Source organism: Natrinema sp. 74 (genome assembly GCF_046097095.1).
In the GTDB taxonomy this organism is placed as follows: domain Archaea; phylum Halobacteriota; class Halobacteria; order Halobacteriales; family Natrialbaceae; genus Natrinema.
Genome location: NZ_CP175698.1, coordinates 1972402 through 1986108, shown reverse-complemented (window position 1 = coordinate 1986108; position 13707 = coordinate 1972402). Strand labels below are relative to the sequence as shown.

The 13707-nt window shown below is 65.1% G+C and carries 14 protein-coding genes; 9 read left to right on the top strand and 5 right to left on the bottom strand.

Annotation, left to right across the window (positions count from 1 at the left end):
- Positions 1-3 precede the first annotated feature (3 nt).
- Both pdhA and lipA read right to left on the bottom strand, forming a co-directional pair.
- Entirely contained in the window at positions 4-1110 is a 1107-nt protein-coding gene (gene pdhA, locus ACJ70B_RS09860; protein WP_408956824.1) for a pyruvate dehydrogenase (acetyl-transferring) E1 component subunit alpha, read from the bottom strand.
- A 213-nt stretch (positions 1111-1323) separates the two neighbouring features.
- Positions 1324-2307 (bottom strand): lipoyl synthase, encoded by a 984-nt coding sequence (gene lipA, locus ACJ70B_RS09855; RefSeq protein ID WP_408956823.1) that lies wholly within the window; start codon positions 2305-2307, stop codon positions 1324-1326.
- 191 nt (positions 2308-2498) lie between these two features.
- Here lipA and ACJ70B_RS09850 point away from each other — a divergent pair, with 191 nt between their 5' ends.
- The 3 genes from ACJ70B_RS09850 (at position 2499) to ACJ70B_RS09840 (ending at position 6108) form a co-directional block, all read left to right on the top strand.
- Complete coding sequence (locus ACJ70B_RS09850) at positions 2499-3014, top strand: PH domain-containing protein (protein WP_408956822.1); 516 nt, start codon at positions 2499-2501, stop codon at positions 3012-3014.
- Positions 3015-3071: 57 nt separating this feature from the next.
- Positions 3072-3671, top strand: coding sequence for a hypothetical protein (locus tag ACJ70B_RS09845; protein ID WP_408956821.1), 600 nt, complete (start codon positions 3072-3074; stop codon positions 3669-3671).
- A gap of 79 nt (positions 3672-3750) precedes the next feature.
- Positions 3751-6108, top strand: a complete 2358-nt coding sequence (locus tag ACJ70B_RS09840) for a DEAD/DEAH box helicase (protein ID WP_408956820.1) — start codon at positions 3751-3753, stop codon at positions 6106-6108.
- Between the two features lie 225 nt (positions 6109-6333).
- On the opposite strand, the gene ACJ70B_RS09835 is transcribed toward ACJ70B_RS09840, so the two are convergent.
- The 3 genes from ACJ70B_RS09835 to ACJ70B_RS09825 all read right to left on the bottom strand — a co-directional run bounded on the left by ACJ70B_RS09835 (position 6334) and on the right by ACJ70B_RS09825 (position 8813).
- Positions 6334-7161: a DUF6498-containing protein gene (locus tag ACJ70B_RS09835; protein WP_408956819.1), complete on the bottom strand. Its 828-nt coding sequence runs from the start codon at positions 7159-7161 to the stop codon at positions 6334-6336.
- 323 nt (positions 7162-7484) lie between these two features.
- The gene (locus tag ACJ70B_RS09830) at positions 7485-8135 is read right to left on the bottom strand and encodes an HAD family hydrolase (RefSeq protein ID WP_408956818.1); all 651 of its coding nucleotides are present in this window, start codon (positions 8133-8135) and stop codon (positions 7485-7487) included.
- Between the two features lie 51 nt (positions 8136-8186).
- On the bottom strand, positions 8187-8813 hold the full coding sequence (locus ACJ70B_RS09825; protein ID WP_408956817.1) for a DJ-1/PfpI family protein: 627 nt from the start codon (positions 8811-8813) through the stop codon (positions 8187-8189).
- Between the two features lie 308 nt (positions 8814-9121).
- Between ACJ70B_RS09825 and ACJ70B_RS09820 the strand changes: the two genes are divergently transcribed.
- From ACJ70B_RS09820 to ACJ70B_RS09795, 6 genes are all read left to right on the top strand, one after another.
- Positions 9122-9664, top strand: coding sequence for a hypothetical protein (locus tag ACJ70B_RS09820; protein WP_408956816.1), 543 nt, complete (start codon positions 9122-9124; stop codon positions 9662-9664).
- A 10-nt stretch (positions 9665-9674) separates the two neighbouring features.
- Positions 9675-10049 (top strand): hypothetical protein, encoded by a 375-nt coding sequence (locus ACJ70B_RS09815; protein ID WP_408956815.1) that lies wholly within the window; start codon positions 9675-9677, stop codon positions 10047-10049.
- Positions 10050-10191: 142 nt separating this feature from the next.
- On the top strand, positions 10192-11337 hold the full coding sequence (locus tag ACJ70B_RS09810; protein WP_408956814.1) for a hypothetical protein: 1146 nt from the start codon (positions 10192-10194) through the stop codon (positions 11335-11337).
- Positions 11338-11533: 196 nt separating this feature from the next.
- Positions 11534-12253: a hypothetical protein gene (locus ACJ70B_RS09805; protein WP_408956813.1), complete on the top strand. Its 720-nt coding sequence runs from the start codon at positions 11534-11536 to the stop codon at positions 12251-12253.
- Between the two features lie 108 nt (positions 12254-12361).
- Positions 12362-12592 (top strand): Lrp/AsnC ligand binding domain-containing protein, encoded by a 231-nt coding sequence (locus tag ACJ70B_RS09800; protein ID WP_408956812.1) that lies wholly within the window; start codon positions 12362-12364, stop codon positions 12590-12592.
- Between the two features lie 166 nt (positions 12593-12758).
- Positions 12759-13529, top strand: a complete 771-nt coding sequence (locus ACJ70B_RS09795; RefSeq protein ID WP_408956811.1) for a DUF91 domain-containing protein — start codon at positions 12759-12761, stop codon at positions 13527-13529.
- Positions 13530-13707: the final 178 nt, after the last annotated feature.

Genomic DNA, 13707 nt, shown 5'->3' with positions numbered 1-13707 from the left:
GTATCACTCCAGAAGCGCGTCATCGCCGTGGTCCTCGCGGATCGATTCGAAGTACTCGAGTTGACGCTGCAGTCGTCGGGGCATCCCCTCGTAGACGTGGGCGAAGATTTCCGCCGGATCGGGGCGCTCGGACGACTCCGCGGTCTCGATGGCGTCGGCGACATCCTCCTCGATTCGCTCCTCGATCGCGTCGACCCGCTCGTCGTCGAGCATCCCGTTCGAGCGGAGATAGGTCTCGAGGCGGGGGATGGGGTCTTTCCCCTTCCAGCGTTCGACTTCCTCATCGTCCCGGTAAACGGAGGGATCGTCCGCGGTCGTATGCGCGCCAAAGCGGTACTGGACGGCCTCGATCAGCGTCGGCCGCAGTTCGCCGGGGCCGGGATCTTTCGCCTTCTCGACGGCCTCGCGGGTAACTTTATATACCGCGAGCGGGTCCATGCCGTCGACCTGAACCCCGTCGAAGCCGTAGGCGGTGGCCTTCTGGGCCAGCGTGGCGCTCGCGGTCTGGCGCTCACGCGGGACCGAGATGGCCCACTGGTTGTTGTTACAGACGAAGACGTTCGGCGTATCGAAGACGCCCGCGAAGTTCAACCCCTCGTGGAAGTCACCCTCCGAAGTCGCGCCGTCGCCGAAGTAGCAGACGAAGGCCTTCTCCTCGCCCTTGAGCTTCGAGGCCCAGGCCGCACCCGTCGCGTGGGGGATCTGAGTCGCGATCGGCACAGCGACGGAAAAGACGTTGACGTCCTCGGGCACGTAGTTGCCCCGCTCGTGACCCATCCAATAGAGCAGGGTACGCTCGAGAGAGAGGCCCCGAACGAGCCCGACGCCGTGCTCGCGGTAGCTGGGGAAGACCCAGTCCTCCTCGGCCAGCGCGTGGGCGCTGCCGACCTGTGCGCCCTCCTGACCCGAAAGCGGCGGATAGGTCCCCATGCGCCCTTGGCGCTGGAGGCTGACGGCCCGCTCGTCGAAGCGACGCACGAGTCGCATCTGCTCGTACATCTCGACGAGTTCGTCCTCGGTGAGGTCGGGCACGTCGGCGCCCTCGCGGACCCGACCGGCGTCATCGAGCACCTGTACTTGCTCGTCGGGATCGCGCTGTAACGTACTCACGGGGAGACCCACCTGTACATACCCTAATAAACTATCGCTCAGGATAAAGGAGTTTCCCAAGATATTTTACTGTTTGAGAGATTCGCGCTGATCGGCTGGAGAAACAACGCTCGAGTCGGGGCAGTAGTGAACAAGATCGGACAAAGGTGGCCGGTTTCTGTCGGTCATCGAATGCGCGCCGACAGCACAGGTGGTGCGTTCGCCGCGGGCTCGTCAGGACTCGGTCTGCCGAGGCACGGGTCGGCGCGCGTCGGCCCTCGCCGCCTCGACGCTCTTGCCCTCGCGAAGGACGGCGTCGACGAACAGTTCGCCGGCCTTGTACGACGAGCGAACCATCGGCCCGCTGGCGCAGTACAGAAACTCTAACTCCGCCTCGGCGACGCGTCGCCACGTCTCGTACTTGTGCGGGTGATCGTAGCGTTGCACCTCGAGGTGATCCCGTGAAGGGCGCAGGTACTGCCCCAGCGTGACGATGTCGACGCCGCGCTCGCGCAGGTCCGCGAGGGTTCGGTAGACCTCGTGGTCGTACTCGCCGTGACCGAGCATGATCGAGGTCTTCGTGTAGATGTCCGATTCGCGCTCGACCTGCTCGAGCACCGAGAGACTCTGTTCGTAGCCGGCGCGGCGATCTCGGACGGGAAACTGCAGGCGCTCGACGGTCTCGACGTTGTGGGCGATTACGTCTGGCCCGGCGTCGATTATCTTCTGGACGAGGTGCTCCTCGCCCCGAAAGTCGGGGATGAGGACCTCGACGAGGATGCCTGGATGGCGGGCCTTGATCTTGCGGATCGTCTCGGCGAAGTGGCCCGCGCCCTGATCGGGGAGGTCGTCGCGGTCGACGCTCGTGAGGACGACGTAGTCGAGGCCGATCTCGGCGACGGCGCTCGCAACGTTTTCGGGCTCGTCCGGATCGAGAGACTCCATCCCGCCGGTTTGCACGTCACAGAAGTTACAAGCGCGGGAGCAGCGATCGCCCAGCAGCATGAAGGTGGCCGTCCCGCCACCGGTTTCGGTGTCGGATTCCCCGCTTTCGCCGGGATCGGTCCGTCCCGACCAGCACTCGCCGAGGTTCGGACAATTGGCCTCCTCACAGACGGTGTGAAGGTCGTGTTCGCGCAGCGTCTCCCGGATGCCGGCGAACTCCCGCCCCGACGGGGGCCGACTCTTCAGCCAATCGGGCTTTCGCGCGCGGCTCATAGTCGTGTATCAGGCCGTGCGGTGAAAAACCGTGTTGGTCCAACCGCCTTCCCACCGTCGCCGCAGAGTTGAAAGGGCTACGGGGAAGGGGTCGAGACGAACCGCCAATACGCCTGATTCTCCGGGAAGCGGGGATTAACCACTCCGTTACCCCGATAGCTTTACGGGCGGGTACGGAATAGGCGGGCCCGATGGCCTTCGGCTCGACGCCCGACTGGTTCCACATCGGCGACGACGAGAGCGTCGTCTGGGAGAGCCGCCCCCATCCGATCACGATGGGGAGCAGACTGCCGGTGGGAATCGGGGTCGCGATCGCCGGAATCCTCGTCGCCGGCTGGAGCGGGACCGGCGGTGTCGGCCTCTTGACGCTGCTTGGCGTCCTCGTCGCGGTCGGCGGTGTGACCGTCGTGATCGGTCGTTACCTCGTCTGGACGAACACCCGCTACGTCATCACCACCTCGGAACTCTACAAGAAGCGCGGAATCGTCTCGAGAGATGTCACCCAGTTTCGCCTCGAGCGAGTGCAAAACACCAGTCTCAGTCAGAGCGGAATCGGTCGCCTGCTTGGCTACGGTGACCTGACGGTCTACACTGCCGGGTCAGGCGATCCGGAGCTGACATTCGAACGCGTTCCCCAGCCAGAACGGGCCAGCAGCCGGCTCAGCGATCAACTCGAGAACGTCGCACCCGACCGGTCAACCGTCTGATGAGAGAACGGGCGGCCACAAGATACATTGGATCAAGTGTGATTCGGGACCGATACAATGGCCACAAACCGCTCCACATCCGATCAGATCCCGGTATCACGCCGCTCGAGTCTCGCGGCGAGCGTTGGGGCCGGCGTCCTCGCCGTCACGGTCGGCTATCTCGTGACCTACCTGCTGGTCAGCGGTGAGGTCCGTGATGTCTTCGGTGACGACGTTGCGACGTGGAAGGGGGTCGCCTGGTATTTCTACGAGGCCCATCTGGTCGACATCCAGGCCAGCAGCCAAGTCGGCTCACTTGGCGGGACGAGCACCCTCGACCTCATCGCCCAGTCGGAAAGCGCGGGCGCGGGCCTGCTCTACGTGCTTCCCCCGCTCGTGTTGCTCGCGGCCGGCGGACTACTGGCAGTGCGGTGGAACGCGACCGATCTCGGCGAGGCCGTCGTCGTCGGCGCGCCGGTAGCAATCGGCTACGGCGCGGTCGTGGGCCTCGGTGCGGTCATCACCGAGGCGAGCGCTCGAGGGTCCGCGTTCGGGATCGAAGTGACCGCCTCAACTAGCCCGGAACTCCTTCCTGCCGTCGTCCTCGGCGGTGTGTTGTACCCGCTCGTGTTCGCCACCGCCGGCGCGGTCCTCGCGGCCGCGCTCGCGATGCGGTGAGTGCGGTCGACGAGCGCACGACGAATGCGGTGCGACTCGAAGGAAACGCCTTTGACCCGGCACCCCCCGTTTCCGTGTGATGGAGGTCGCCGAGGTTCTCCCCGAATTCGCCGACGCTTTTGCCTTCGAGGAGTTCAACCGGATGCAACGCGAGGCCGTGCCCGCGTTGCTCGAGACCGAGGAGAACGTGGTCGCGAGTGCACCGACGGCGTCAGGGAAGACGGCGCTGGCGGAGCTGGCGATCTGCAAGGCGCTGGGAGACGGCGGGACGGCGCTGTTTATCGCCCCGATGCGAGCGCTGACCAACGAGAAGGAAGACGACTGGGACCGTTTCGAGAGCCTAGATTACTCGGTCTACGTCGTCACCGGCGAGCGCGACCTGAACCCGCGGCGCGCACGCCGGGCGGACATCCTCGTGATGACTCCCGAGAAACTCGACTCGGCGACCCGGAAACACGACTCGAGACGCTACGACTTCGTCACCGATATCGACGTCTGCGTCATCGACGAGGTCCACCTGCTGGACGCCGACCGCCGGGGCTCGGTGCTTGAGGTGACGATTTCCCGGCTGCGCCGGCTCTGTGAGCCTCGCATCGTCGCGCTGTCGGCGACGATGCCCAACGTCGACGACGTGGCGGCGTGGCTCGACGCGCCCGCGGCGAACACCTTCGAGTTCGGCGAGGAGTACCGTCCGGTCGAACTCAACGCGGGCGTCAAGACCTACACGCACGGGGAAAACTCCTTTGCGGACAAGTACCGCCGACTCTATCGGGCACTCGATCTCGCGGAGCCCCACCTACGAGAGGACGGCCAGTCACTAGTGTTCGTCTCCTCTCGGCAGGACACCGTTCAGGCGGCCAAGAAGGCCCGCGACGAGATCGCCGAGCGCGATATCCCGATGGGAGTCCGCGGCGACTACGATTTTCATACGGAATCGAAGGAACTCGAGAACGACACGCTGCGAAACTCGGTGTTAGACGGCGTCGCCTTCCACCACGCTGGCCTTTCGAAAAACGACCGCGACCTCGTCGAGGAGTGGTTCAAAGACGGCCACGTCGAACTGCTCTTCTCGACCTCGACGCTGGCCTGGGGTGTCAACCTCCCCGCCCGCTGCGTGGTGATCCGCGACACGAAGCTCCACGACCCGCTCGAGGGCGAAGTCGACATGAGCCCCCTCGACGTGCTCCAGATGCTCGGCCGGGCCGGCCGGCCGGGCTACGACGACGTCGGCTACGGCTGGGTCGTCTGCGACACGGCCGAGGCCGACAAGTACCGCCGGCTGCTCCGCGACGGCAAGGAGATCGAGTCCCGCCTCGCCGAGAGCCTCGAGACGCATCTCAACGCCGAGATCGCGATGGGGACCATCACCGATCTCGAGGACGTGATGGACTGGCTCGAGACGACCTTCTACTACGTCCGCGGCCAGTCCAAGCCCGACGACTACGACTTCCCGAACCTGCGCCAGCGGGTCCGGGACTGCCTCGAGGGGCTGGTCGACCGCGGCTTCGTCGAGACCGGCGAAGACCTCTCGATCGAGGCCACACCGCGGGGCGTCTTGACCTCCAAGTACTACCTTCGCCTCGACACCGCGGCCCGCTTTGCGGCGCTGTGCGACCGCATCGCAGAGGGGAGCGACGAACTCGCGACCGGTGATGTCCTCGAGGCAGTGGCGACCGCCGAAGAGTTCGACTCGGTCTCGGCCCGGCAGGACGAACGCGACGCGATCGACGCGGTACTGGTCGGCGAGACCACGGACGACCTCGACCCAGGCGAGCGGAAGGTGCTCGCGATCCTCCGTGGCGCGGCCAGCGGCTCGACGCCCGCGGAGTTGCGCAGCGATGCTTGGGTCATCCGGCAGAACGCGACGCGGCTCCTCTCTGCGCTCGGGGCCTTCCTCGACCGGTTCGTCGGTCCCCACGCCGCAAACCTCGCACGGCGGGTCGAGGCCCGTATCGAGAACGGCGTCGCCGAAGACGCGGTCGGACTGACCGCTATCGACGGCGTCGGTCCGGGCCGGGCGAGCAAACTCGCAAAGGAGGGACTGTCAACCCCCGGCGATGTCGTCGGTGCGGGCGTCCGGGGTCTCGTCGACGCCGGACTCTCCGAGGGCGTCGCCGAGCGCGTCTCCAAGGGGGCACAATCGCTGCCCTCGATCGACCTCGAGTGGGGACAGTTCCCCGATTCGATCGCGACGGGCGAGAACGAGGCCTGCGAGGTCACCGTGCGAAACGTCGGCGAGCCGGCCCGTGCCGGTATCCGCGTGACGGTAAACGGCGTGGAGATGACGAGTACAAACACCTACCTCCGCGACACCGAGACCCTCCCGGTCGGCGTCTTCGGTGCCGACGCGGACGAACTCGAGTTTACCGTCAGCGTGGCCTTCCCCGAGGAGCCGCTGTTGCCGATCGAGGCGAGTCGCACGGTCGACGTTCGATAACGGCCGCGAGACGGTCCCACGCCGTTCGTTCGATTCGATAGGCGCTATGTCTTTGCACCTCTACTGTCGACAGTTTTGTAATGGAGATCGAGTTGCGAGTGGTCAGACGGCAACGTTCGTGAGCCAGTCGTGCGAGCGAATTGGTGAATACCATGCTATACTTCACATCCTTGCGACGACCGTCTCGAAACACAACATGACCAAAACTGGATCTTGATCCAGTGATTATCCTATGGTGGTATCGGATATCACTTCAGGTGTGAGCCAGTGAATGAGGCCGTCAGGACTCGCCGGTCGTCCTGCCTGGAAGGACGCCCACTCCATAGTGAATTTTCCAAACAAAACAACGGTGACAACCCAGATCTTAGTGACTGTTGCAATACCATAGTCACGTAGAAGGGGGAGCACCACAACCGGCAATGAGATAGTTGTAAACACTTCTAAAAAGCACCAGAATAAGCCAATGCGAAACGGAATCTCTGCTATCATCGGGGCTGAAAAACGCTCGCACCGTCGGTTGCTGAAGAATTCGCGACAAACAACGAGAAATCGGATCCCAAACAGAAACACAGCCAGGCCAAGAGCTTCAATAGTAAAATGCCTCTTAATTGCGTGCAGGTTTTGATCTATTGGAACACCGCTAGATTCTGCAGTATTATAATGGAATCCGGGGTCCGAATGTACGAAAAACAAGTCTCCTGAAAAAAGCCAGAAGAAAAGCCCGAAGAGGAAAAACCCGGCAGCATATTGGACATTCAGAGAATAGATTGGGGGAAGCCAATTGACTGGCTGGAATGGACCGGAGCGGCTGGTTACGAACGGCACACGTACCGTCACCAAATCGATCATTCTCTCGTCCGGACGTGGCGCTTTCTGCGCAAAGAGAACTAATACAGCATAAAAGAATGTAAACAAGCCGATTTCAATCCAGTACACGTACAAGGCTTGGGGTAAGCGCCAATCCAAAACTTCAAGTCCCAGAAATGGGAGCAAATTAGCAACGAAAATAAGGAGCAATGTCGTTCGGGCGTATGAATTACCTTTAGCGGCCATCGTACTACGAACCTATGTGTTCAAACTATATGAACAAAGTTCATCTTGGTAAACCAACATATATAAATGGCGCTTTAGTACCCAGAATGTGTTGCTGGAGGTAGAAAATGTCGCTGCTGAATATCGGTCGATAGAGAGAGTTACGGGATTGGGTTTGGTTCTAAGACAGCATTTGAGCGCCTCCTTGCGAGTATTACAGGTATTTCTAGAAGTAGCCCACGTCAACAGCCCCGCGGTCCCAACATCGTAATACTACGTAAAGAACCACCACCGAGAGGGGCACTTACCAAACCCCACCCATACCGTCACCCAACGCCAACCTATCAACGTATCGACTTCATCACTTGCTCTCGAAGCTCGGCCGGCGAGTCCACGACCGTATCCGCCGACGAACGATCGATATCGCCGTGGGCGTCGAGTCGGTAGGCGACGACGATCGTCCCCGCTCGAGCGGCCGCCTCAATCCCGTTTTCGGAGTCCTCGACGACCACGCACTCGTCTGTCGGAACGCCGATCTCGTCGGCCGCGTGCTCGAAGACGTCGGGGGCCGGCTTGCTCGCAGCGTCGATGTCGTCGGCGCTGATGACCCGGTCGAACTCGCCCTCGAGGTCGAACCGCTCGATGACCATCCCGATCCAGTCGTGGGGCGACGAGGAGACCAGCGCCGTCGTGACGCCGCGATCCTCGAGGTCGGCCAGCAGGTCGTCGAGTCCGTCGAGCGCGGCGGCGCGCTCGGTGTAAATCTCCTCGGCGGCCGCGTTGAACCGCCGGATCCACTCCTCGCGGGAGATGGCGGTTCCGTACTCGGCCTCGAGGTAGTCGTAGATCTCGCGGAAGTTCATCCCGCTCGTCTCGGCGAGGTCGACATCCTCGTCGGGCACGGTCTCGGGGAGGATCTCCTCGCGCTGGAAGTCGACCCAGTAGTCCTCGCTATCGACGAGCACACCGTCCATATCGAACAGCACAGCAGGCATGTGCCTCCGGCTATTCGACCGCCGCGTATAGCCGTTTGGCACGACCGACGATTACGCGACGACCTCGCCGCGCCGTTCGTGTTCCATCTCCGTCGCGACCGCCTCGGCCACGTCCGCGCCGAACTCCCGCTCGAGTAGCCACAGCGCCAGATCGATCCCCGAGGTGACCCCGCCGGCGGTGAGGATATCGCCGTCGTCGACGACGCGCGCGGTGGCCAGGTCCGCGCCGGCGGCTTCGAGGTCGTCCCTCGCGACGGCGTGAGTGGTCGCCAGACGGTTCTCGAGCAGTCCCGCCTCGGCGAGTACCATCGCGCCGGTACAGACGGAGGCGACCGTCGCGCCCGCGGCGTGGCGCTCCTCGACCGCGGCGGGCAGCGGGCTATCCTCGACGGCGGCCCGGACGCCGTCGTCCTCGCTGGTCCACCCGCCACCGGGAACGAGCAGGAGATCGGGTTCGCCGAGCGTCCCCTCCGATTCGACGCGGAGGCCGTGACTCGCCGTCACGAGGGCGTCGGTCTGTTCTTCGAGAGGGCCGTCGGTCTGTTTCCCGAGAGAGACCAGGCGCGTCTCGAGGGATGCTCCGGCCTGAGCGCCGTTCTCGAGGACCTCGTAGGGACCGATCGCGTCGAGTTCGTCGAAACCGTCGAACAGCACGATTTCAGCGGTCATATCGACCATATCGCGGTTATCGACGGCGGTACCGAAAGCCGTTGTGTAGGCGCTGCGTTTGTCCGGGCCGGGCCGGCCCGGACGCGATCGATCTGCCCCGACGAGTCGCGTGCGAGGCACGCGTGGCGTCGAGCACGCTCGATACTCCGACGTGATCGTGTCGCCTCGGCCACCACCCTTCGCGGGCCGCGTCGACCCGCAGTAAACCGACCGCAAACGCGTTCAACGGTCCGTCAAACGGCGTTAAACGAGCGCAAACCGAGGTCACGACAGCACCCCTTCAAGTCTATCCGACGATCCAGGATCAGCTGCGAGCTATGAAACGAACGACGCTGATCGCAGCTGCGTGTGCGCTGCTGGTCGTCACGACCGGCTTCGCCGCCGCAGCTCCCGGCAACGCACCCGCAACCGTCGACGCGAACTCGAGCGACGCCGAACAGCACGCAACCAACCACGACGCGCGACAGGCGAACGACAGCGAGCCGCGAAACGAGAGCCGACCTGCCGCCGGCGCTGCCGAGAACCAGGGCGAGCGAGGACCGGCTGTCGACCTCCCCGCACAAGTGCCCGACGCGGTCTCGGACCGCATTCCGGAGAACCCCGTTGACCGCGTTCCCGCGGACCTCCCTACGCAGGTCCCCGACCACGTCTCCGAGATCCACGACCGGATCTCGTCGTTCCTCGAGGGCGACCTGACCGACTCACTCGGTGACGCCGTCAGCGAGGTCGTGCCGGGCGGTCAGGGTGACGAAAGCGCCGACGACCACTCGGACGACGGAACTCAACAGTCCGCGGCGAGCGGCGACGCGGAAGCCGACGGAGCGGCCGAATCGCCCGAGACAGACGGTCAGACCGCGTAACCGACGACCGATGCCTGCACCCGCTTCGCCGATGCCGATCGGCCTCGGTGACCGGCTGCTTGCGTTCATCGTGAGCCTGCTGGTCGGCGGCGTCGCCCTCCATGCCGGTACGCACGTCGTCGCCGAGACCCGCGACTACGCCCACGCGGTCCTGACCGCGCTGTGTGGCGCGTTGGTCTGGGCGCTCCTCGAGCCGATCCCGCTACTCGGGGGCGCGCTGGCAATCGTCGCGTGGGTCGCAGTGCTCGAGTGGCGCTACCGGCTCGGCTGGCCGCGGTCGGCCGTGGTCGGCGTCGCCGCCTGGGCGGCCGCGGTCGTCGTCCTCGCGGCCCTCGAACTGATCGGCATCGGCCCGGTCTCGGCACTCGGCGTGCCGGGTGCCTGAATCGTAGTCCCGCTGGCGTTTTGGTCCACCTCCAGTCCCCGCTGGCGTTCCCATAATCCGTTGTTTCGGAACGACCGAACGCGTCGGGAAACCTGGCTTTCGTTTTCGCATGGTTTAACCGATGGCACGAGCATCGGGCGATATGAACGTTCGCGCCGGCATGGCGGTCGCGATCGCCGCGGCACTGCTCGTCGGCGCGGGGCCAATCGGGGCCGCAAACGGCGCTTCGGCGGCTCCCGCGCGTTCGGGCTCGTCCCCGTTTACGCTCCAGCAAGACCAGATCGACGCGGACGAGGTCCGAATGGACGTCGCGCTCCGGCCGAACGGCACCGCCGAGTGGACGGTCGAGTTCTGGATGCACCTCGACGACAACGAGAGTACGACGGCGTTCGCGTCGCTACGAGACGACATCCGAGACGATCCGGCCAACCATACGCGGGCGTTCGCCGATCGGATGCGAGAGACTGTCTCGACGGCGAGCAACGCGACGGGCCGTGAGATGTCGGTCGGCGGCTTCGACGTCGGTGCCAAGCGCCAGTCGTTTGCTCGCGAGTACGGCGTCGTCAGGTACACCTTCCGCTGGCAGGGCTTCGCCGCCGTCGAGGGCGACGACCTGCGTGCTGGCGACGCACTCGAGGGGATCTATCTCGACGACGGGACGCGATTGCTAATCGCGTGGCCCGACGGCTACGAGCGCACGGCGGTCACCCCGGAGCCAGACGAGGACCGCGACCGGGCCGTGATCTGGCGCGGCAGTGAGACCGACTTCGTTTCCGGGGAACCTCGCGTCGTCGTCACCGCTGTGGGATCGGGGCCGCCGACGGCAGCTCTCGCGGCGGTTACGGTCGTTCTGCTCGGCGGTGCCGCCGCAGGCTGGTGGTATTACACCCGTCGAGCGGATCGAGTCGACGATGGTAGCGCCGGTCCTGAGCCGGCTCCCGACGCTGAGTCCCCCCGCGTCGATAGCGCTGAAACCGAATTGCCACCGTCTGCGACGACGGACGCCGAGCAGGCGGACGCGACCGCAACCGATGATGCACCGGACCCGGAACTGCTCAGCAACGAAGAGCAGGTCCTCCGCCTCCTCAGGGAGCGCGGCGGCCGGCTGAAACAGCAGACCGTCGTCGAGGAACTCGACTGGACCGACGCGAAAACGAGCAAGGTGGTCAGCGGGCTCCGCGAGGCGGGAAAACTCGAGTCGTTCCGGCTCGGCCGGGAAAACGTCCTCTCGCTGCCCGATGGCGACGACGAGCTCGTCGCTGATACCGGAGATGATAGCGCGGAGTGACCGAAACCGCGGCCACGGCGGCCCGAATCGGCGACCCGAATCGGCGGCCGGGACCGGCGGCCGGGACCGGCGGCGTCAGATTCGCCGAAACCGACCGACGGCAACGGATCGAAAACGACGTTGAATCGCGTTAACCGTCGCCGAATCCAAGTCATCGCCTCGAGTAGCCACCACCGACCGAATACGACAGCCACCAATGAACCGAACCACGTCGATCACGCTTGCAGTGTTGCTCGTCGCCGCGGCGGTCGCGGTGCCCCTCGCCGCGGCGACCGTCGTCTCGAGCGAGGCCACGCAGTCTGACGCCGATGCCGCCGGAAATGAGTCGATAAAGCCCGGCGCGCAGTTCGTCGCGGCGGTCGGCGTCCAGAACGCCGACATCAGCGGCGACCTCTCGGAACGGACCTACAGCGTCAGAATCGCGAACGCGGAGACGAACGAGACGAAAGCGGCCATCGTCGACGACCGACTCGCGGCGACCAGTGCCCGCCTCGAGCGTCTCGAGACGCGACTCGAGGCGCTCAACGAGTCCCGCATGGCCGGCGAGATCGACGAGGGCCGCTACCGCGCGGAGGTCGCGATGACCGTCGCACGGATCGGAGCCGTCGAGCGCCAGGCCGCTGCCCTCGAGCGCACCGCGGCAGAGCTACCCGACCGCGTGCTTGCCGACCGCGGCGTCGATCTCGAGTCGATTCGATCGCTACGCGATCGCGCCGGGAGACTCGGCGGACCGGAGACCGCGGCGATCGCTCGCTCCGTCGCCGGCACCGGCGTCGATCAGTCGGTCGGGCGCGACCCCGGCGATCATCCCGCCGAGTGGAATCGGCGCGGCGGTCCCGCTTCGAGCGACGGGAACGAGACGGTTGCGGGCTCGAGCCACGGCGGGGCCACCGGCTCGGGTTCCGACGCCGAATAGCGAAACCACTGAGTCACTGTATCCAATCGCACGACGGTCGTGCGTTCGCTTCGACGACCATGAGACGCCACTCTCGTTTTTTGGCCCTTGGTATCGAAGCGTCGAGAAATGGTCTACGCGTACACGACGGTCGACGCCGCAACCGGCACGTCCGAAGCGGTCTGCGAGGCGCTCGCAGACGTCGAGAATATCGTCGACGCGCACATCATCGCGGGCGATTTCGACGTGATGATCGAACTGAAAGGCGAGACGCCCCACGACGTACTCGAGACGATAACGACGTCAGTCCGACCGCTCGAGGGCGTCGGGACGACGCGAACGTATATCGCCATCGACTGATGCATCGGCAAGCCGGTCGCGGACGATCGCAACGGTGAGATGGATCGGTGCCACGGGTCGCGATCGGTCCAGCAATGTGACCGCGTGTCTACCGTTCGTAGGCGGCGGTCTCCGTCGCGGCCGGGCCGTCCGCGAGTTTAAGTACGAAAACGAGGCCAACGGCCCTATGATCGACGACGCGATCCGCGTACTCGCGGGCGACTGCACCGTCATCGCCGAAAACGCCGACCGAGAGGAGTACCGCGGCCGAGTGACGACCATCGTCAAACCCGACAACACCGTGTTGGTCCACGACGCCGACGGCTACCAGCCCGTCGCGTGGCTCACCCGCGCCGACAGCGTCTCGAGCGACCGCACAGGCGATTTCACCCTCGTCGCGAAGAAAGACACCCAGACGCTGCGGATCGCCGCCCACGACCAGGACGGGTTCGCTCACTACCCCACCTCCGCGGCCGGCACGCCCGTCGGCGACTGTCCGGACTGCGGCGGCGCGCTCGTGCGCTCGAGCGACGTCACCTGCGTCTCCTGTGGCGACCGCTACGGCGTGCCGGCGGACGCGATGATCCGCGACGACCGATGTGACTGCGGGCTCCCCAAGATGCGCGTCGAGCGCGGGCTGGCGTTCAGCATCTGTCTCGACCGGGGCTGTGAGTCCCTCGACGCGGCGGTCAAGGAGGCCTTCGACCGCGAGTGGGACTGTCCAGAACAGGGCTGCGACGGCGAACTCCGGATTCTCCGGCGCGGCGGCCTCATCGCCGGCTGCGAGCACTACCCCGACTGTGAGGTCGGCTTTGCCGTCCCCGCCGGCGTCATCGACGGCGAGTGCGCCTGCGGGCTGCCCACCTTCGAGACCGCCAGCGGGATTCGCTGTCTCGACGCGACCTGCGACCGCGCGCTAGACGGGACCCTCGAAGCCGACTCCGCGGCCGACGACTAACGGACCGCTCGAGACCGACCAACCACCGTGCGATAGCCGCCCGATCAGCCGCCGCCGCGGGCGGGACTGAAAGGGGCTGGCGGTCTCGGCGAAGCACGACGACGCAAGCTACTACAGGGAGCGAGTGAAACGAGCGACCGAAGCGCACAGCGAGGCGCGCAATCCGAGACCGGCAGGG

Bases quoted from the DNA above. Each gene is read 5' to 3' on its own strand.
- lipA (WP_408956823.1), bottom strand. From the start codon at position 2,307: ATGAGCCGCGCGCGAAAGCCCGATTGGCTGAAGAGTCGGCCCCCGTCG.
- ACJ70B_RS09850 (WP_408956822.1), top strand. From the start codon at position 2,499: ATGGCCTTCGGCTCGACGCCCGACTGGTTCCACATCGGCGACGACGAG.
- ACJ70B_RS09845 (WP_408956821.1), top strand. From the start codon at position 3,072: ATGGCCACAAACCGCTCCACATCCGATCAGATCCCGGTATCACGCCGC.
- ACJ70B_RS09840 (WP_408956820.1), top strand. From the start codon at position 3,751: ATGGAGGTCGCCGAGGTTCTCCCCGAATTCGCCGACGCTTTTGCCTTC.
- ACJ70B_RS09835 (WP_408956819.1), bottom strand. From the start codon at position 7,161: ATGGCCGCTAAAGGTAATTCATACGCCCGAACGACATTGCTCCTTATT.
- ACJ70B_RS09830 (WP_408956818.1), bottom strand. From the start codon at position 8,135: ATGCCTGCTGTGCTGTTCGATATGGACGGTGTGCTCGTCGATAGCGAG.
- ACJ70B_RS09825 (WP_408956817.1), bottom strand. From the start codon at position 8,813: ATGGTCGATATGACCGCTGAAATCGTGCTGTTCGACGGTTTCGACGAA.
- ACJ70B_RS09820 (WP_408956816.1), top strand. From the start codon at position 9,122: ATGAAACGAACGACGCTGATCGCAGCTGCGTGTGCGCTGCTGGTCGTC.
- ACJ70B_RS09815 (WP_408956815.1), top strand. From the start codon at position 9,675: ATGCCTGCACCCGCTTCGCCGATGCCGATCGGCCTCGGTGACCGGCTG.
- ACJ70B_RS09810 (WP_408956814.1), top strand. From the start codon at position 10,192: ATGAACGTTCGCGCCGGCATGGCGGTCGCGATCGCCGCGGCACTGCTC.
- ACJ70B_RS09805 (WP_408956813.1), top strand. From the start codon at position 11,534: ATGAACCGAACCACGTCGATCACGCTTGCAGTGTTGCTCGTCGCCGCG.
- ACJ70B_RS09800 (WP_408956812.1), top strand. From the start codon at position 12,362: ATGGTCTACGCGTACACGACGGTCGACGCCGCAACCGGCACGTCCGAA.
- ACJ70B_RS09795 (WP_408956811.1), top strand. From the start codon at position 12,759: ATGATCGACGACGCGATCCGCGTACTCGCGGGCGACTGCACCGTCATC.